Source organism: Actinocorallia aurantiaca (assembly GCF_039533685.1).
Classification (GTDB): domain Bacteria; phylum Actinomycetota; class Actinomycetes; order Streptosporangiales; family Streptosporangiaceae; genus Actinocorallia; species Actinocorallia aurantiaca.
On record NZ_BAAATZ010000020.1, the window covers coordinates 113,553 to 130,269 of the forward strand.

17 protein-coding genes and 1 pseudogene are annotated in these 16,717 nt (G+C 71.4%); 1 reads left to right on the forward strand and 17 read right to left on the reverse strand.

Translation table 11 applies throughout. The features are described from left to right. Positions 1 to 78: 78 nt before the first annotated feature. The 14 genes from ABD327_RS24115 to ABD327_RS24180 form a co-directional block, all read right to left on the reverse strand. A complete protein-coding gene (locus tag ABD327_RS24115; RefSeq protein ID WP_344452959.1) occupies positions 79 to 1,323 on the reverse strand; it encodes a PucR-like N-terminal domain-containing protein in 1,245 nt (414 codons plus the stop codon). A gap of 137 nt (positions 1,324 to 1,460) precedes the next feature. Then, on the reverse strand, positions 1,461 to 1,973 hold the full coding sequence (locus tag ABD327_RS24120) for a hypothetical protein (RefSeq protein ID WP_344452960.1): 513 nt from the start codon (positions 1,971 to 1,973) through the stop codon (positions 1,461 to 1,463). Next, positions 1,970 to 2,464 carry a hypothetical protein gene (locus tag ABD327_RS24125; RefSeq protein WP_344452961.1) on the reverse strand — a complete coding sequence of 165 codons (495 nt, stop codon included), beginning with the start codon at positions 2,462 to 2,464 and terminating at the stop codon, positions 1,970 to 1,972. The genes ABD327_RS24120 and ABD327_RS24125 overlap by 4 nt, the downstream gene beginning before the upstream one ends. Before the next feature lies 1 nt (position 2,465). Continuing rightward, positions 2,466 to 2,954, reverse strand: a complete 489-nt coding sequence (locus tag ABD327_RS24130) for a nuclear transport factor 2 family protein (protein ID WP_344452962.1) — start codon at positions 2,952 to 2,954, stop codon at positions 2,466 to 2,468. 3 nt (positions 2,955 to 2,957) lie between these two features. Continuing rightward, on the reverse strand, positions 2,958 to 3,443 hold the full coding sequence (locus ABD327_RS24135; protein ID WP_344452963.1) for a hypothetical protein: 486 nt from the start codon (positions 3,441 to 3,443) through the stop codon (positions 2,958 to 2,960). After that, positions 3,440 to 4,651, reverse strand: coding sequence for an MCE family protein (locus ABD327_RS24140; RefSeq protein ID WP_344452964.1), 1,212 nt, complete (start codon positions 4,649 to 4,651; stop codon positions 3,440 to 3,442). The genes ABD327_RS24135 and ABD327_RS24140 overlap by 4 nt, the downstream gene beginning before the upstream one ends. Beyond that, positions 4,648 to 5,709 (reverse strand): MCE family protein, encoded by a 1,062-nt coding sequence (locus ABD327_RS24145; protein WP_344452965.1) that lies wholly within the window; start codon positions 5,707 to 5,709, stop codon positions 4,648 to 4,650. Before ABD327_RS24145 ends, ABD327_RS24140 begins: the two co-directional genes overlap by 4 nt. Further along, positions 5,706 to 6,677 (reverse strand): MCE family protein, encoded by a 972-nt coding sequence (locus ABD327_RS24150; protein ID WP_344452966.1) that lies wholly within the window; start codon positions 6,675 to 6,677, stop codon positions 5,706 to 5,708. Before ABD327_RS24150 ends, ABD327_RS24145 begins: the two co-directional genes overlap by 4 nt. Before the next feature lies 1 nt (position 6,678). Next, positions 6,679 to 7,716 (reverse strand): MCE family protein, encoded by a 1,038-nt coding sequence (locus tag ABD327_RS24155; RefSeq protein ID WP_344452968.1) that lies wholly within the window; start codon positions 7,714 to 7,716, stop codon positions 6,679 to 6,681. Then, positions 7,713 to 8,753 (reverse strand): MCE family protein, encoded by a 1,041-nt coding sequence (locus tag ABD327_RS24160; RefSeq protein ID WP_344452970.1) that lies wholly within the window; start codon positions 8,751 to 8,753, stop codon positions 7,713 to 7,715. The genes ABD327_RS24155 and ABD327_RS24160 overlap by 4 nt, the downstream gene beginning before the upstream one ends. Continuing rightward, on the reverse strand, positions 8,750 to 9,955 hold the full coding sequence (locus ABD327_RS24165) for an MCE family protein (RefSeq protein ID WP_344452971.1): 1,206 nt from the start codon (positions 9,953 to 9,955) through the stop codon (positions 8,750 to 8,752). The genes ABD327_RS24160 and ABD327_RS24165 overlap by 4 nt, the downstream gene beginning before the upstream one ends. Further along, positions 9,952 to 10,794: an MlaE family ABC transporter permease gene (locus ABD327_RS24170; RefSeq protein WP_344452972.1), complete on the reverse strand. Its 843-nt coding sequence runs from the start codon at positions 10,792 to 10,794 to the stop codon at positions 9,952 to 9,954. The genes ABD327_RS24165 and ABD327_RS24170 overlap by 4 nt, the downstream gene beginning before the upstream one ends. A gap of 3 nt (positions 10,795 to 10,797) precedes the next feature. Beyond that, positions 10,798 to 11,583 carry an MlaE family ABC transporter permease gene (locus ABD327_RS24175; protein WP_344452973.1) on the reverse strand — a complete coding sequence of 262 codons (786 nt, stop codon included), beginning with the start codon at positions 11,581 to 11,583 and terminating at the stop codon, positions 10,798 to 10,800. Positions 11,584 to 11,586: 3 nt separating this feature from the next. Next, positions 11,587 to 12,144, reverse strand: coding sequence for a hypothetical protein (locus ABD327_RS24180; RefSeq protein ID WP_344452975.1), 558 nt, complete (start codon positions 12,142 to 12,144; stop codon positions 11,587 to 11,589). Positions 12,145 to 12,387: 243 nt separating this feature from the next. Between ABD327_RS24180 and ABD327_RS24185 the strand changes: the two genes are divergently transcribed. Further along, positions 12,388 to 13,626 carry a lipase family protein gene (locus tag ABD327_RS24185; protein ID WP_344452976.1) on the forward strand — a complete coding sequence of 413 codons (1,239 nt, stop codon included), beginning with the start codon at positions 12,388 to 12,390 and terminating at the stop codon, positions 13,624 to 13,626. 52 nt (positions 13,627 to 13,678) lie between these two features. Here ABD327_RS24185 and ABD327_RS24190 read toward each other — a convergent pair whose 3' ends face one another. The 3 genes and pseudogenes from ABD327_RS24190 to ABD327_RS24200 all read right to left on the reverse strand — a co-directional run. Then, a complete protein-coding gene (locus ABD327_RS24190) occupies positions 13,679 to 14,746 on the reverse strand; it encodes a DUF6801 domain-containing protein (RefSeq protein ID WP_344452978.1) in 1,068 nt (355 codons plus the stop codon). A 44-nt stretch (positions 14,747 to 14,790) separates the two neighbouring features. Then, positions 14,791 to 16,050 (reverse strand): DUF6801 domain-containing protein, encoded by a 1,260-nt coding sequence (locus ABD327_RS24195; protein ID WP_344452980.1) that lies wholly within the window; start codon positions 16,048 to 16,050, stop codon positions 14,791 to 14,793. Between the two features lie 104 nt (positions 16,051 to 16,154). Further along, positions 16,155 to 16,717, reverse strand: a pseudogene (locus ABD327_RS24200) (fibronectin type III domain-containing protein); the annotation flags it as partial.

The following is a 16,717-nucleotide window of genomic DNA, read 5'->3' on the forward strand; positions in this document are numbered from 1 at the left end:
GGGGATCCTCCAGTACCCGCCCTGCTAAACGGCGGGTCCCGCTTCATGAGTCGAGTGCGTGGCGCGGCCCGTCCGGCGTCACCCGGTGCGCACCGGCCCGGTCCGCTCCTCGGCGCTCTCGGGGTGCAGCGCGAGCCAGCCGTGCAGCACCATGTGCAGTTCCAGGCGGCCCGCCGGGTCGTAGATGCCCTCGCCGAGCAGGCCCTCCAGCTGACGCACCCGGTAGCGGATGGTCTGCGCGTGCATGTGGAGCCGCTGGGCGACCTCCGTGGCGTTGAACCCCGACTCCAGGCAGGCCAGCAGGGTCTCGGCCAGCACGCGGCGCTGGCGCGGACGCAGCTCGAGCAGCCGTTCGAGGCGGCGTTCGGCGACCTGGCAGAGCAGGTCGGGCCGGTCGAGGATCATCAGGGACGGCAGGTGCTCGACCGCCAGGACCAGCCGGTCGCCCGGGATGTGGCCGCGGCGGGTCAGCTCCAGGCCCCGCCTGGCCCAGTCGAGGGAGCGGACGGCCGAGGTGAGCGGGACGGTCGGTCCCACGACCGCGGTCCACTCGCTCAGCCCGTGCTCCAGCATCCTGCGCCGGCCGGGGCCCTCGGGGTCGGGCACGACCAGGCAGGGGTCGTCCAGGTGCAGCCCCATCAGGACCTCCGAGGGCAGCGCGGGCCGGCGCACGGTCAGGCCCGCGCGTTCCCGCACCGCGACGACGGCGATCGCCTGCGGCAGCGCCCACTCGGCCTTGGCGGCCAGGTCGCGGATCTCCTTCAGGTCGGGTTCCGGGCCGGCGATGAGCAGTTCCAGCAGCCTGCGGCGCCGTCCCTGGTATTCGCCGATCTCGCGGGCGTTGGCCTCGGCGTGCCCGGCGGCGACCGCCTCGGCGAGCCGGTCGATGTAGGCCAGGACCGAGGCGGTGATCTGCCCGACGAGCTCGCCGGGGACCTCCGGCGGCGCCTGCTGGTCGCGGCGGGTGATGTAGGCGATGGCGGCGCTGGTGCCGGCCCGCGCCGACCGCTGCCACGACTCCAGGCTGCGGCCCTCCCGGGCCTCGCCCACTCCCAGTTCCCGGAAGAAGTCGATGACCTCGTCGGACTCCAGGGCCGGGTCCGCCACCATGTCGAACCAGTGGCCGATGGCGTATTCGGCGGCCTGCTGCACGACTTCGGCGTAACGCGGGTCATGCGGCCGCACGTAGTCGGGAACGGCCTGTTCGATCGCGGTCGCGCCTTCCCGGGCGATCTGCGACAGCTGCGGCCGGTAGTGCCGTACGAGATCGTCCAGGGCTTTCTGGTGGGACTCGTAGTCCAAGATCCCCTGGAGCAGGCCCACGCTCGAGGTCCCCTCTCGTTGAAGTAGAACAGGTTCTTGCACGCTGTCCACATGGTTCAACAGAGCGGCGTTCTGATCCACCCTGAAAGGGTGAAGCGTTTATCACGCAAGTTATGTCACACTCACCCGGTTTTCAGTCAGCCCTCGAGCCGGTCGAGGCCGGACAGGAGCCAGCGGCCGTCCCGGCGGACGGCGTCGACCGCGAGCATGGCCGCCGCCTCGGCGCCCTCCCCGGGACCGTCGGCCGCGGTGCCGGCCTGGTCGGCGAACACCAGGAGGTGCGCGCGGCCCCCGTCCAGCGAGCGGACCGCGGCATGCCCCACCTGGGTCGTCAGCACGAGCCGGCGTTCCGGCGCGGTCTCGCGGACCGGGCCGAAGAGGTGCTCGTACTGGGCGATGGCGTCACCCGTGAGCAATTCTCGCGCTGCTTGATGTGTTTTGTCTGGTTCAAGATGGTCGTAGGAGAAGAGCCGCTCCACCGCCGCGGTCACCTGGCTCAGGACCTCGGCGGTGTGTCCGTTATCGGTCAGCGCGACATTGCGGACGCCAGGGGAGTTCCCTTCGACCCGGGCCCGGTGCAGGCCCCAGCCGGCGAACGCGCCGGAGGCGAGCATCAGGACGCTCAGGAGAAGGGAGAGCCGGCGGTTCACCGGGCACCGCCCGGAGCCCGGGTCAACGTCTCGACCTTCCATCCGCCGGAGGTGCGGGCCAGCTCGGCGATCAGCCTCATGCGCCTGTCCGCGGGCGGGGAGCCGGGCGGCGAGAGGGTCATCCGGACCGCGAGCAGCAGGCGGGCGCGGCCCGCGCGTTCGTCGAGCTCGGCGACCGCGCCGTCGAGGACCTCCGCGCCGGTCACCGTCCTGGCCTCGACGACCTGCCGCTCGAAGTCGGCCCGGCCCCCGGTGATCTGCCGGTGCAGCTCGCCGGTCGTGGAGTCCTCCCACAGGTCGAGCCCCTCGTCCAGTTCGCGGTAGTCGAGGGTGTTGAGGTTCTGCACGGCCTGGGCGCCCTCGCGCAGCACGTGCTCCCGCAGCCGGGAGAAGGCGGCCTCGTCGTCGTGGGCGGCGGAGTACCAGGACCAGCCGGACCAGGCCGCGCACAGGGCGGCGACGAGGGTGAGCACGGGAAGGGCGTGTCGCATCTCAGGCCGCCTTCATCTCGGTGATGCGCCAGTTCCCGCCGTCCCGCCGGGCCGTGACGGTGAGCTGCGCGGCGACCGGCCGCCCTTCCGGCCTCCCCTTCCGGCTGCTGGTCTGGTCGAGGAAGACCAGCAGGACGGCATGGTCGCCGGTGAGCTCGACCACCCCGGCCCCGGCCACCCGGGTGCGCATGGCCAGCCGCTGGGCCGGGGCCTCCTGGCGCACCCGGGCGAACAGCCCCCGGTACTGCTCGGCCGCCCGGCCTTCGAGGACCTCCCCCGCCGCCTGCTCGGTCCGGTCGAGGTCTTCCGGCGCGTAGGAGAGGATCCGGGTCAGCCCGTCGCCGACCTCGGCGATCACTTCGCCGGTCGCGGCGGGGTCCAGGAGGGCCCGGTCGCGGACCTCCGGGGGCTGCGCGAGAGAGAGCAGGGCCGCTCCGGCCGCGGCCAGGAGCAGCGCGGCGAGCGGCTGGAGGAGACGTGGCTTCTTCATGCGCTATCCGCCCTGTGCCGGAAGTGAGACGAGCGAGGACAGCCGCCAGCCGCCGGAGGTGCGGGTCAGGTCCGCGGTGAAGCGTTTGCGCTGGACGGTCGGGACGCCCTCGGCGGGGGTCAGCTGGATGTTCACGGACGCGATGAGCTCGGCCGAGCCGGCCCGCCCGTCGAACGCGGTGAGCGCGGCGGCCAGCACGGTGCCGGTCGCCGAGGTGCGGGAGCCGGCGAGCCGGGCGGCCGAGGACTCGCCTTCCAGCCGGGCGCGCAGGTCCCCGGTGGACGCCGCGAGCCAGGCCCGCCGTCCCGCCTCGGCCCGGGTGTGGTCGAGGGTGTTGAGGACGGCGACGCGCTCCCGCCCGTCGGCCAGCGCCCGGTCCCGTTCGGCGGCGAGGTCGGGGCCGGTGTTCTGGTACGTCCATCCCGACCAGGCGAGGAACACCGCCGACGCGGCGACCGCCAGCCCGCCCGGCTTGAAAAGCCTCCTCATTCGCCGACCCCCAGGAGGGTGGCCGGGTCGGACGGCCGGTCGCCCAGGGGCGGCTGGGAGAACGCTCCCGGCGGACGGGTCGCGGAGGGGTCCGGGACCGGGCCGCCCCTGGGCGCGCGGGACGAGCCGCGGACGTTCACCCCGCTGGAGACGGGCATCGCGCAGCGGGCGGCCTGGTTCAGGTCGATCTCGGTGAAGTCCAGCCCGTTGCGGTAGACGGTCCCGCCGTAGCCCCGGGTGCAGGGCAGCGGGTCGAAGAACGTGGTGACCATGCTGAGGTCGAGCCTTCCGTCCTGGACGACAGACGACCCCACGGCGACCGCGGCGGGGGCCCGTACGAACAGCTCCCGCAGTGCCGCCTGCCGGGTGGACAGCATGTCGGAGGTGTTCAGCAGGTGTGACAGGAGCAGGCCAATCTCCGGGTCGAGGTCCCGGACGAGCCCTCCGGCCTCGGCCGCGGCCCCGGGCGCGGTCTTGATGAGCTCGCGCAGGTCGGGATCGGACTTCCTCAGCTGCGCCGCCAGCAGCCTGGCGCCCTTCGCGAAGTCCTTCAGCGCACCGGCCTCCTGGTTCTGGGTGCGCAGCACCAGTTCGCCGTTCTCGATGAGCGCGATCGTCTGGTCGCTGTGCTCGCCCGCGGCGGCGACGAACTCCCCGCCGTGGTCCAGCAGCGCCTGGAGGTCCGGCCCCTGCCCGGTGAAGGCCAGGCCGAGTTCCTCCACGACGGTGCGCAGCGCGTCCAGCGGCACCGAGGAGGTGAAGTCGTCCAGGCTGACCAGCAGGTCGGTGACGGGGGCGGGCAGCGTCGTGGCGGTGCGCGGGATGACCGACCCCTCCTTCAGGTACGGCCCCGCGCCGGCCGACGGCCGCAGGTCCAGGTACTGCTCGCCGACCGCCGAGCGGCTTGCCACGACGGCCTGGACGGCGGCCGGGATCTTCGGCGCGGAGTCCTTCAGCCGCAGGTCCGCCCGGACGCCGTCGGCGGTCAGGCGCATCGGGCCCACCCGCCCGACCGACACTCCCCGGTAGGTGACGTCGGCGTTGGTGAGCAGTCCGCCCCCCTGGGTGAGCTCGACGTGGACGGTGTAGGTGCCGCTCAGGCCCACGTGGCGGCCGAGGTCGGCGTGGTTCAGCGCGATGAAGGACAGCGAGAGCACGCCGAGGACCAGGAAGGCGAGGTTCTTCAGCCGGGTGCCGAGTGTGATCATGGCTGGGTCTCCGGTTTCTCCGGCTCGGCTTCCGGCTCCGCGCCGACCGGCGGGATGAGCTCGGTGCCCTCCGGCGCGGCGACCGTCAGGTAGGAGTTGAGGTAGTCGCCCTTCACTGCGGGCAGGACCGCGTCGGTGAACGGGTAGGTGAACAGCACCTGGAGGGACTGCGGCAGGTCTCGTCCGGAGTCGGCGAGGCGCTTCAGGGTCGGTTCCAGCGCCTTCAGGTCCTCGATCATGTCCTTCTTGCCGCGGTCGATGGTGCGCACCGCGATGCCCGACAGGTCCTCCAGCGCGTCCAGCATCCGGACGAGCGCGGCCCGCTGGTCGGCCAGGACCTTCAGGCCGGGGCCGAGCCCGTCCAGCACGTCGCCGGCCTTCTCCTTGCTCTGCGAGAGGGTGAGCGACAGCCGGTTCAGCCCGTCGATCGCGTCGGTGATCGCCTTCTTGTTCCCGTCCAGCCGCGAGACGAGCTCGGAGACCTGGCCGAGCATGCTCTTGATGGCGGGCTCGTTGCCGTTCATCGCCTTGTTCAGCTCGGTGGTGATGGTCCGCAGCTGGGTGAGGCCGCCGCCGTTGAGCAGGAGGGACAGCGCGCCGAAGACCTCTTCCACCTCGGTGTCGCGGTTGGTGTGCTCGACGGGGATGACCGCCCCGTCGGCGAGCGCCCCCGTCCCGGCGGGCGGTGCCGACAGCTGGATGAACTTCTCCCCCAGCAGGCTCGACTGCTCCACGTGGGCGCGGGCGTCCGCGGGCAGCTTCACCTCGCCGTTGACCACCATGCTCACCTTGGCGGTCCACCCGTCGGGCGCGAGGGCCACCCCGGTGACCCGGCCGACGGGCACGTCGTTGACCTTCACCGCCGCCTGCGGCACGAGGTTCAGCACGTTGGCGAACTCCGCGTGGACCGTGTAGGGGTGCTCGCCGAGGTCCGCGCCGCCCGGCAGGGTGACGTCCTGGATCCCGGGCAGCCCGCATCCGGCCGTCGAGACGAGCAGCGCGGCCGCCAGCAGGCGCTTTCCCGGATCTCGCGTCGTGCCTCGTGTCTTGCCTTTCACCGCACCTCTCCCAAGGGCATGAGTTCCAGGACGTTGCCCCGGCCGCGCAGGGAGCGGGTGGCCGGATCGTAGGTGTTGAGCACGTTCTGGACGGTGAGGGGCAGCACGTCGAGGGCTTCGGCCAGCGCCTCGCGCTGGGTGACGAGCACCTTGGTGATCTTCGACAGCCGCTCCACGTCCCGGGTGATGAGCTTGCGGTTGTCCTTGATGAAGGCCTGGACCTTGGCCATCGCCCGAGTGAGGTGGGTGAGGGCGGCGGCCAGCTCGTCCCGGTCGTCGGCCAGGAAGCCGGAGACCGCGGCCAGCTGCCGCTCGGCCCGGCGGACCTGGTCGTCGTCGGCCGACAGCATGGAGACGAACCCGCTCAGGTCGTCGATGACGCCGAACATGTCCTCCTGGGAGGTGGAGAGGGTCTTGGACGCCTGGGAGAAGTCGTCGATCATCCGGCGGAGGTCCGAGCCGTTGCCCTCCAGGTTCTCCGCGCCCACCTCCAGGGCCCGGCTCACCGCGCCGTCCTGGTTGGCGCCCTCCGGGCCCAGGGCCTTGGCCAGGCGTTTCATGCTGTCGTAGAGCTGGTCGAGTTCGACCGGGGTGGAGGTGCGTTCCTGGGGGACGACGGCGCCGGACGCCATCTTCGGCCCGCCGTCGTAGGCGGGGGCCAGCTGGACGTAGCGGTCGGAGACCAGGCTGGGGGCGACGACGACCGCGTGCGCGTCCGCGGGGACCGGGATGCCGTGGTCGACGGTCAGGACCACCTTGACCCGGGTGCCTTCGGGGTGCACCGAGTCGATCGTGCCCGCCTTAACGCCGAGGATCCGGACCTCCGAACCGGAGTAGACGCCGATCGCCAGCGGGAAGTAGGCGGTGACGCGGGTCCCCGCCGGGCCGCGCAGGCCGGCGAGGACGCCGGCCGCGGCCACGACGACGAGCGCCGCGAAGGCGATTCCGGGCAGGAGTCTTCGGAGCATCTCACTGCCCTTCTTTCTTGGGCGGAAGACAGCCGGCGGCCGGGGGGTCGGCCTGGTACTCGTCCGGGACGAGGCCGCACAGGTAGCCGTCCATCCAGCGCCCGTTGCCCAGGGCGTTGCCCAGGAGGCGGGTGTAGGGGGCGGTCAGCTTCAACGCCCTGTCCAGGTTGTCTTGGTTGCGCTGGAGCACGTCGGCGACCTCGCCCAACGCCTCCAGGGTCGGCTTCAGCTGTTTCCGGTTGTCGTCGACCAGACCAGACAACTGCTCGGACATCGTGCGGGTGCCGACGAGGAGGCTGTGGATGGCCTGGCGCCTGCGCCGGAGCTCGCCGAGCAGCAGGTTGCCGTCCCGCAGCAGCGCCTCGAAGTCGGAGGTGCGGTCGGCCAGCTGTCCGGTGACCTTCTTCGTGCCCTGGAACAGCTCGGCCAGCTCGTCGTCCCGGCTGGCGACCGTCTGGGACAGCGCCGACAGGCCCGACAGCGCCTTGCGGACGCTGGGAGCGGTGCCGGAGAAGGCGTCGGCCATGGTCTCCAGGCTCTGGGCGAGCCTGCCGGTGTCGAGCTGGTCGAGGGTGCCGGACAGGTCCTGGAAGGCGGTCACCACGTCGTAGGGGGAGGTGGTGCGAGTGGAGGGGATGCGCCGCTCGGGCTTCTGGGCGACGGTGCCCAGTGGGTCGACCGCCAGGTACTTGTCTCCGAGCACCGTCTTGATGGCGATCGCGATCGTGCTGGCGTCGCCGATCCACACGTCCTCGACGCGGAAGTCGACACGGACCCTGGCCCCGTCGAGGGCGACCCCGGTGACCTTGCCGACCTTCATGCCGGCGATCCTCACCTCGCTGCCGGGGCGCAGGCCCGCCGCCTCGGTGAAGTCCGCGCTGTAGGAGGTGCCGCCGCCGATGACCGGAAGGTCCTCGGCATAGTAGGCCAGGCCTCCGACCAGGCTCATCGCCAGCAGGCCGACGATCGCCACCATGATGGGATCGCGGTCGGCGACGCGTTTGCGCGGCCCTCGGCGCCGCCGTCCGACGCGGATCACGGGCCGCACCTCGCGGCGTCGCCCGCGACCGCGGTGAGCGGAGGCGGCGTCTCGTCGGGGTACTGCTTGTAGGAGACGCCGGTCACGGTGGCCTCGCAGACGTAGAAGTTCAGCCAGGAGCCGTACGAGCCGAGGCGGGCGATCGTCTCGAGCTTGCGCGGCAGCAGGTCCAGGAAGCGCTCGACGGTCGGCGTCTCCCGCTCGAGGTTCTTCGACAGCCTGCCGAGTTCGGCGATGTCGGCGCGCAGCGGTTCCCTGCCGTCCTCCAGCAGGGACGTGGTGCTCTCGGTGAGGTCGCCGAGCGCCGCCACGGCCTCGCCGATGGGCTCGCGGTCGGCGGCCAGGCCCGACACCAGGGCGCGCAGCGTCGAGATGAGGTCGCCGAACCGGTCGCCCCGGGAGTTGACGGTCTCCAGCACGCCGTTCAGGTTGGTGATGACCTGGCCGATCACCTGGTCCTTGGCGGCGATCGAGGTGGTCAGCGAGCCGACGGTGGACAGCAGGGTCTCCAGGGTGCCGCCCTCGCCCTGCAGCACCTGGATGAGGGAGTCGGCGAGCCGGTTGACGTCCTGCGGGGACAATGCCTGGAACAACGGCTGGAAGCCGTTGAACAGCTCCGTCAGGTCCACCGCGGGCAGTGTGCGCTCCGACGGGATGAGCCCGTTCGCGGGCAGCACGCCGCTCTGGCCGGCGCCCTGGCCGAGTTCCAGGTAGCGCTGGCCGACGAGGTTCAGCCACTTCACCCCGGCGGTGGCGGTGGCGGGCAGGACGCGGCCCCGCTCGACGGAGAAGGTGACCTCGGCGAGCCTGCGGTCCACGATCCGCATGCCGTCGACCCGGCCGACCTGGACGCCGGCGATCCGGACGCTGTCGCCGGCCCGCAGGCCGGAGGCGTCGGTGAAGCGGGCGCGGTAGGAGACGGTGTCGCCGCTCTCCGTCTGCGCGATGGTCACGCCCAGCAGGACGGTGGCCAGCACCGTCACCACGATGAACACCGCCGACTTGATCAGCGGGGCGGCCAGTCCTCGGCGTTTCACTCGACCGTCACCTCCGTGCCCCGGTAGAGCGGGCCGACAAGGACGCTGCTCCAGTCCGGCAGAACCTGGGCGGGTTCCCCGACCTCGGGGGCGATCAGCTCGTTCACCAGGGAGTTCTCCTGCGGGGAGTTGGCGAGGCCGAGCCCGCCGCGCGCCACCTTCGCGGTGGTGTAGGGGACGGGGTAGCAGGCCGGGCCGCCCTTGGCGGTGTAGGCGGGGGTGTCCTTGCCGGGCTTGTAAGGGCCAGGATTCGGCGCCGTCCTGACCCTGACGCGGACGCCGGGACGTCCGGTGTCCTTGCCGAGCACCTGGTCCATCTTCGGGACGAACTCGGTGAGCATCCGCAGGGTGCAGGGGAACTCCGGCGAGTACTTCGCGAACAGCTTCAGGGTGGGCTTGCTGCGGGCCGACAGCCGGATGATCGTCTCGGAGTTGGCCTTCAGGAACGCCGTGAAGTCCTGAGAGGCCGAGGCGACCGTGTCGTACAGCAGGGCGAGGTTCGCCTTCTGGTCGGCGAGGGTCCTGCTGGTGACGGTCATGTCCGACAGCGCCGCCATCAGGTCCGGGGTGACCTCGGCGTAGTGGCGGGTGAGGGTGACCAGTTCGCGGATGCCCCGGTTGAGGGCGGGCAGGGACGGGTTGAGCTTCTTCAGGTAGGCGTCCAGCTCGACCAGCGTCCTGCCGAGCTGCTCACCCCTGCCGTCCAGCGCCTGGGCGATCGCGGTGAGCGTGGCCGACAGCTTCGCGGGCTGGACGGCCTGCAGCAGCGGCAGCACGTTGTCGAGCACCTGCTGGAGCTCGATGGAGTTCCGCGACCGGTCCTGCCCGATCACACCGCCGGGCCGCAGCCGCTCGGGCCCGGGCCGCTCCGGCGGGATCAACGCCACGTACCGGGTGCCGAACAGGGTGGTCGGCAGCAGTTGCGCGCTCACGTCGGCGGGCAGCAGCCGCAGCTTGTCCGGCTCCAGGGCCAACGTGAGCCGCGCGCCCGTCCCGTCGGCGTCGATCTTCCGCACCTCGCCGATGCGGACGCCGCGCAGCTTCACGTCCGCGTGGGGGTGCATCTCGCTGCCGACGGTGCCGGTCTCCAGCGTCACCGTGCTGACCTTGGTGAACCGCTTGTCGTACACCGCGATCGACAACCACACCAGCAGGACCGGCAGCAGCACGAACACCACGCCCGCCCATCTCTGCCTGTTCATCCGGCGACCTTCACCGTGGTGGTGGTCCCCCACAGGGCGAGGCTGAGGAAGAAGTCGGTGATGCTGATGAGGACGATCGACGTTCTGACCGCGCGCCCGACGGCGGCGCCCACCCCGGCCGGGCCGCCGGACGCGCGGAATCCGTAGTAGCAGTGCGAGAGGATCACCAGCACGCTGAAGATCAGGGCCTTGAGGAACGACAGGAGCACGTCCACGGGGGCCAGGAACAGCGCGAAGTAGTGGTCGTAGGTTCCGGCCGACTGGCCGTTGAACCAGACCGTGACCTGTCTCGACGCCAGATATGAGCTGAGCAGTCCTATGCCGTACAGGGGGATGATCGCGACGGCGCCCGCGACGATCCGGGTGGTGACGAGGTAGGGCATGCTGGGGATGCCCATCACCTCCAGCGCGTCCACCTCCTCGTTGATGCGCATCGCGCCGAGCTGGGCGGTGAACCCGGCGCCGACCGTCGCGCTGAGCGCCAGTCCCGCGACGAGGGGGGCGATCTCGCGGGTGTTGAAGTAGGCGGAGGTGAAGCCGGTGAACGCGGCGGTGCCGATCTGCTGGAGCGCGGCGTAGCCCTGCAGGCCGACCACGATCCCGGTGAACAGGGTGATCGAGATCATGATGCCGACGGTGCCGCCGACCACGCCCAGGCCGCCGCTGCCGAAGGAGACCTCGGCCAGCAGCCGCTGGATCTCCTTGAGGTAGCGGCGGACCGCCCTGGGCGTCCACAGCAGGGCGCGGACGTAGAAGAGCAGCTGGTCCCCGGGCCCGTCCAGGTAGGACAGCGGGTTGCGGACGCGGCGGAGCCTGTCGGGCCTGATGAAAGCGACCATCGGTCAGCCTCCCTTCGGCGGGACGATCTGCAGGTAGATCGCGGTGAGCACGGCGTTGACGAAGAAGAGCAGCAGGAACGTGATGACGACGGCCTGGTTGACCGCGTCGCCCACGCCCTTGGGGCCGCTGGCGGGGTTCAGGCCCCGGTAGGAGGCGACGACCCCGGCGATGAAGCCGAACAGCAGGGCCTTGAACTCGCTGACGTACAGGTCCGGCAGCTGCGCCAGGGCCGAGAAGCTCGACAGGTAGGCGCCGGGGGTGCCGTTCTGCATCAGGACGTTGAAGAAGTACCCGCCCGCGACGCCGACGACCGACACCAGCCCGTTCAGCAGGACGGCGACCACGACGCAGGCCCAGACCCGCGGCACGACCAGGCGCTGCACCGGGGAGACGCCGAGCACCTCCATGGCGTCGATCTCCTCCCTGATCTTCCGGGATCCGATGTCCGCGCAGATGGCCGAGCCGGCCACCCCCGAGATGAGCAGGGCCACGATCAGCGGGCTCGCCTGCTGGATGATCGCCAGCACGCTGGCCCCGCCGGTGAAGGACTGCGCGCCCAGCTGCTGGGTGAGCGAGCCGACCTGGAGCGAGATGATCGCGCCGAACGGGATGGTGACCAGCGCGGTCGGCACGATCGTCACCCCGGCGATGAACCAGAACTGCTCGACCAGCTCGCGGAACTGGAACGGCCGCCGGAACGTCAGCGCAAGGACCGTCGCGCCGAGCGCGAACAGCCGTCCCGCCTGGCGCAGCGCGGCGGCCGGGACGCCGATCAGGGAGGCGGCCACGCGCTAGCTCACGCCCCGGCAGGAGGGCGAGGCCAGGAAGGCGATGTTCAGCTTGGGGTCGGCGGCCTTGAGGTCCTGCAGCGGGCCCTGGTACTCGCCGTACTTGACCATCACCTTGGCGACCGAGCCGAGCGCGGTCTGCAGGGACGCCTCGTTCGTCACCTTCGTCTTGCGCAGGGCGGCGGACGCCTTGTCGACGGTCTTGCGCACGCCGGCCAGGCGGGTGAGCGCCTTCTCGACCTTGGCCTCCCCGCCGTCGACCGGGGGCGGCCCGGCCGCGCGCAGGCCCTCGTCCATCTTCTGCATCTGGCCGCTCACCTGGGCGAGGAAGTCGACGATGCCGGCCTTGGCCTTGGCGCTGTCCGCGGTGTCCAGCGCGGGCATCTTCAGCTGGAGGCCCTGGCCGGCCACCGCCGTGCAGACCTTGTCCGCCCAGCCGGCCTCGGGGCCGACCAGCGGGGTCTGGTCCGCCGCCGCCTTCTCCTCGCCTGACGAGCAGCCTGCCGCCGTTCCGCCGACCAGTGCGGTCAGCAGGGCGGCGATGATCCATCGCCGTGCCATGGTGGTACTCCTTATTTCGGGTGGGTGAGGAGATACTAGGAATGCCGGAACGGCAGCGGTTGTCAGTGAACGCACATTTAAAATCTGCTTGTTTGCCCTGAGTTCATCGCTCGGCCGTGATGTGTGGAAAATGAGTGTCCGGAGGACATAAATCATCGGCCCGCCCGTAGGACGGGAATCTGGAGATCGGTAGCTTGACGACCTTGGAATGCCGGGACCCCCAGCGGTAGAAGAGGTCGACAATTGGATGCCAGGACGAGGCCGCGCCGCGGCCCCCATTCCCTCGTACTGACCCTGGCGGCGATCACCGCCACCGCGTGCGGCCTGGCCGGAGCCGCCGTGACGGGCTCGTCGGCGGCACCGCCCGTCCGGGCGGCGGCGGACGCCGCGGAGGACGCCTTCTACACCCCGCCCAGCCCGCTGCCGCAGGGCACGCCCGGTGACCTCATCCGCTCGCGGCCGGCCAAGGCGGGCCCGCCGGGAGCCCGCGCGCTGGCCGACGCCTGGGAGGTCATGTACCTGTCCACGGACGCGAACGGCGAGCCGAACGCCGTGACGGGGATGGTGCTCGTGCCCAAGAACGTCGACCGGGCCAAGGCGCCGGTCGTCGGGTTCGGGCCCGGCACCCACGGCCCGGCCTACCGCTGCGCGCCCTCCCGGATGATCGACAGAGGCGCCTTCTACGAGCAGCCCGCGGTGAACGACATGCTGGCCAGGGGCTGGGCGGTCGCGGTGACCGACTACGAGGGCTACCACCCCGATCCCCGTACCACCTACGTCGTCGGCCGCTCCACCGGCCCCGCACTGATCGACGCCGTCCGCGCCGCCCAGCGCCTCGGCCCGGCGGGGTTGTCGCCGGACGCGAAGGTCGCCTTCCGCGGCTACTCCCAGGGCGGCGGCGCGGCGATGTGGGCGGGCGAGTCCCAGCCGTCCTACGCGCCGGAGCTGAACCTGGTCGGCGTGGCGGGCGGCGGCGTCCCCGCCGACCTGGCCAACGTCTCCCTCGCGCTCAACGGCGAGGTCGGGTTCGGCTTCCTCATGTACGCGCTCATCGGCCTGGACAACGCCTACGGGCTCGGCCTGGACGAGGCGCTCAACGAGAACGGCCGCACCACGTTCGACGCGATGCGGGCGGACGACTGCGCGATCGAACTGTTCGCCGACTACCAGGGGCGCAGCGTCGCCGACTACTTCGTCCGCAGCCCGCTGGCGGACGCCGCGTGGCAGCGCGCGTACTCCGCCAACAAGCTGGGCGCGACCGCCATCACCGTCCCGGTCTTCCAGTACCACGTGACGCGGGACGAACTCGTCGACTACCAGCAGGCCGTCACGCTGCGGAACACCTACTGCGCCAAGGGCGTGAAGCTGACCTGGAAGACCTTCGACGCCGGCCACCTGACGGGGGTGCACCGGGGCAACGCCGAAGCACTGGCGTTCCTCACCGACCGGATGAACGGACGGGACTCCGCCGGCACCTGCTGAACGGAAGAACACGAAAGGGGGCGCCGGGCGGGCGCCCCCTTTCGTATGCGCGTCAGGCGGGTTTCAGGGCGAGGGTGATCGTGTTGCCCGGACCCGCGGTGAAACCGCTGATCAGCGGAGTGAACAGGCCGCAGCCGGTGAGGGCGGGCAGCGTGTAGGTGCCGGTCAGGGTGCCGCCCGCCGCCTCTGTGAAAGCGTCGGACTTCAGGTCCAGGCGGGCGGGCGCGGACGTCGCGCAGCCCTCCGCGCCGATCGGCAGGCCGAACAGCCGGGCCGACGGCAGTGCCAGGCCCGTCTGGACGGACGCGGTGAGCTTCGTTCCCGACAGGGTGCCGGTCAGTTCCCCGGCGGAAGTGAAGACGGCCTCGGCCGTGACGGGCAGGAAGCCCAGCGCCTTGAACGTGCCGCTCGTCCTGTTCAGGGACAGGTCTCCGGTGAACGTGCCGCCGGTGGTCCTCGCGGTGAGCGCACCGGTCAGCGGGAGCGTCGCGGAGCCCGCCTTGACCAGGGTGGACCCCTCGGCCGTGTAGCCGCCGGGTCCGGGCTCCTCCCCCACCCGGATGACGGCCAGGACGTTGTTCTGCCCGGGGACCTGGACGCATTCGGACTCGAAGACGCCCAGGCCGGTGAGCTCACCGGAGGAGTCCCGGGGCGAGAGCTTCAGCAGCAGGTCGCCCACGAGGATCTCGGCCCTGCCCGGGGTGTCGAAGACCAGGCCGGGCGTCGAGCCCCGGCTCTTCACCGAGAACCCGCCGGCTGCGGGGATCTCCGTCTTCTCCAGGGTGTTGGGTACGGTCAGGGGAAGCCGCAGGCCGTCGGGGGCGACCAGGGTGGCGGAGGCGTCCGCGGTGCCTTCCAGGGTGGCGGAGTACATCGTCCGCAGGCCCTTGGCGGCGTAGGCGCTGACGGTGTCCGCGGTCTCCAGCACGATCGGGGGCATGCGTTCGCCCACCGCGAGGGTCGCGGGCAGGTCGGTGGTGACGCGCACCGAGACGGGTTCGTCCTCCATCAGCGGGAAATCGCACCGGTACTCCAGGTCCAGTGCCACCGGGTCCGCCGCGGAGGGGCCGGGCACTGCCGTCGCTCCCGCCGCGGCCAGGGCCAGGGCCGCCGCTCTCATCCTGTTCCGCACTGGACGCCTTTCTCGTGCCGGGTTCGCGGGGATCACCGTCGGGGGGCCGGGAGCCGAGGCGGGCACTCACCGGGATCCGGGGGCGCGCAGACGGGTCCCTGCACCAGTTTGAGGAGGTTTCCGGGGCCGGAGACCGCGCCGGAGAAAATGCGGCTGAGGTCCTCTCCCACTCCGCACCCGGTGAATTCGGGAATATCGAAGGAACCATTGATGGAACCGCCGACGAGGGGGTTTCCATAATCCTTTCCGCCGACCGCCTCGATCTTCGCCGGAGTCCTGCTGCGGCAATTCGGTCCGAGCCTCATCGGGGTGCCGTTGATCGAGGCGTCCGTGATCCGGATCTCCATTTCCCCGGTGACGGTCAGTTTCCCGGTGGCGATCGACAGGTCGACCAGTCCCTTCTCCGGCTGGCTCATCTCGATCGTCGCGGTGGTCGGCATGAAGCCGAACGTCAGGAACGTCGAGCGGGCGCGCAACGGGGTGGCGAACTGGAAGTCCACCAGCAGGCGGCCGCCCCTCGGGGGGTGGACGATGACGTTCGTGACGGCGTGGCCGGCGGCGGCCGGGTCGTTCAGGAGGGTCGCCGCGCCGAGTTTGGCGACGTTCGCGAAACCCGTCATGTAGGCGCAGCCAGTGTTGCCCGGGTTGCCGGGGTCAATGGTGATCTTGCCGCATTCGGGGGGTGTGCCGGGGACCGCTCCGGAGGCCACCGGAACGGTCGCCACGGCTGTGACGGAACCCTGCTCCGGGGTGCAGGAGACGATCTGCGGCGCGGCCGCGGCCCCTTCGGCGGGACGGGAGGTCAACGCCAGCTTCAGGGCGCCCGCGGTGAAGACCGCGGCGCCCTCCTTCGGCGGGACCACCGCGGGAGGAGCCGCCGAGCCGGTCAGGACCAGGTCTCCGGACTCGGGGACGGGAACCTGCGGGAGAGTGAAGGCCGGCCATTTCGTCGCGGTGGAGACCGTGCCCTGGACGAGGGTCATCGCCAGGTCCGCGGTCGCCGTCACCGTCGCCGCCTCGGCGGGCAGGGCGGCGCGGGGAACGTCGGCCTTCAGGGTGATACGGCCGGGGGCGAGGGGCTGACCGGCCGTACCGGCGTCCGGGAAGGTGCCGGACACCGTGACGCCGGTCTTCACCGGGCCCGAGGGGAAGGCGCAGGTGTAGACCAGGTCGGCTTCGGCCGCCTGGGCACGGGCGGACCGCGCCCCGGACAGGGGCTCGGCCGCGACCGCTCCCACGGCGAGCAGCAGCACCAGGACGATCCCGGCCGGCCGCGAACCCGCTCTCGCCATCGGGCGCCCCTCTCTCTGGCTCTGGTCGTCCGGCCGTCCCGCGCCTCGGGGCGGGAGGCNNNCGGGGGGGGCGGCGGAGGCCGTCCCTGCCGGACGGTGCGGGATCAGCCCTGGGTCTTGGGCGTCACGACCACGTCGATCGTGTTGCCGGACCCGGAGGTGAAGAGGCCGAGGACGTCGTTCAGGAGACCGCAGTCCTTCAGCTTGGAGATCGTGTAGTCGTTCGCCTTCAGCGGCCCGCCCTTCGACGGGTTGAAGAAGGCCTCGGTCGACTTCAGCTTGATCTCGGAGGGCTGGGCGGTCTGGCACTTCTCGCCGCCGCCGAGCGGGATGCCGAACGCCTTGAGCGACGGCAGCTTCACGATCGCCTTCGAGGTGGTGGACAGCACCCCGTTCTCGTAGGTGCCGGTGGTCCGGCCGACCTGGGCGAACGCGACGTCCGCGTTGACCGGCAGGAAGCCCAGGATCTGGAAGGTGCCCTTGGTCGGGTCGAGCGTCAGGTCGGCGGTGACCTCACCGGTCTCCATGACCAGGTCGGCGCTGACCTCGCCGGTCAGCGGCACCGTGCCGTTGGCCGCCTTGATGGTCGAGGAGCCCTTCAGGGCGAAGTCGAAGTGCAGGCCGCCCGGAGGGGTCGGGGTCGGCGTGGGAGTCGGCGTGGGGGTGG

What these genes read in the sequence shown, in the direction of transcription:
- ABD327_RS24130 (WP_344452962.1), bottom strand. Translation starts at nt 2,954, where the DNA reads ATGAAGAAGCCACGTCTCCTCCAGCCGCTCGCCGCGCTGCTCCTGGCC.
- ABD327_RS24170 (WP_344452972.1), bottom strand. Translation starts at nt 10,794, where the DNA reads ATGGTCGCTTTCATCAGGCCCGACAGGCTCCGCCGCGTCCGCAACCCG.
- ABD327_RS24135 (WP_344452963.1), bottom strand. Translation starts at nt 3,443, where the DNA reads ATGAGGAGGCTTTTCAAGCCGGGCGGGCTGGCGGTCGCCGCGTCGGCG.
- ABD327_RS24140 (WP_344452964.1), bottom strand. Translation starts at nt 4,651, where the DNA reads ATGATCACACTCGGCACCCGGCTGAAGAACCTCGCCTTCCTGGTCCTC.
- ABD327_RS24195 (WP_344452980.1), bottom strand. Translation starts at nt 16,050, where the DNA reads ATGGCGAGAGCGGGTTCGCGGCCGGCCGGGATCGTCCTGGTGCTGCTG.
- ABD327_RS24125 (WP_344452961.1), bottom strand. Translation starts at nt 2,464, where the DNA reads ATGCGACACGCCCTTCCCGTGCTCACCCTCGTCGCCGCCCTGTGCGCG.
- ABD327_RS24190 (WP_344452978.1), bottom strand. Translation starts at nt 14,746, where the DNA reads ATGAGAGCGGCGGCCCTGGCCCTGGCCGCGGCGGGAGCGACGGCAGTG.
- ABD327_RS24150 (WP_344452966.1), bottom strand. Translation starts at nt 6,677, where the DNA reads ATGCTCCGAAGACTCCTGCCCGGAATCGCCTTCGCGGCGCTCGTCGTC.
- ABD327_RS24180 (WP_344452975.1), bottom strand. Translation starts at nt 12,144, where the DNA reads ATGGCACGGCGATGGATCATCGCCGCCCTGCTGACCGCACTGGTCGGC.
- ABD327_RS24165 (WP_344452971.1), bottom strand. Translation starts at nt 9,955, where the DNA reads ATGAACAGGCAGAGATGGGCGGGCGTGGTGTTCGTGCTGCTGCCGGTC.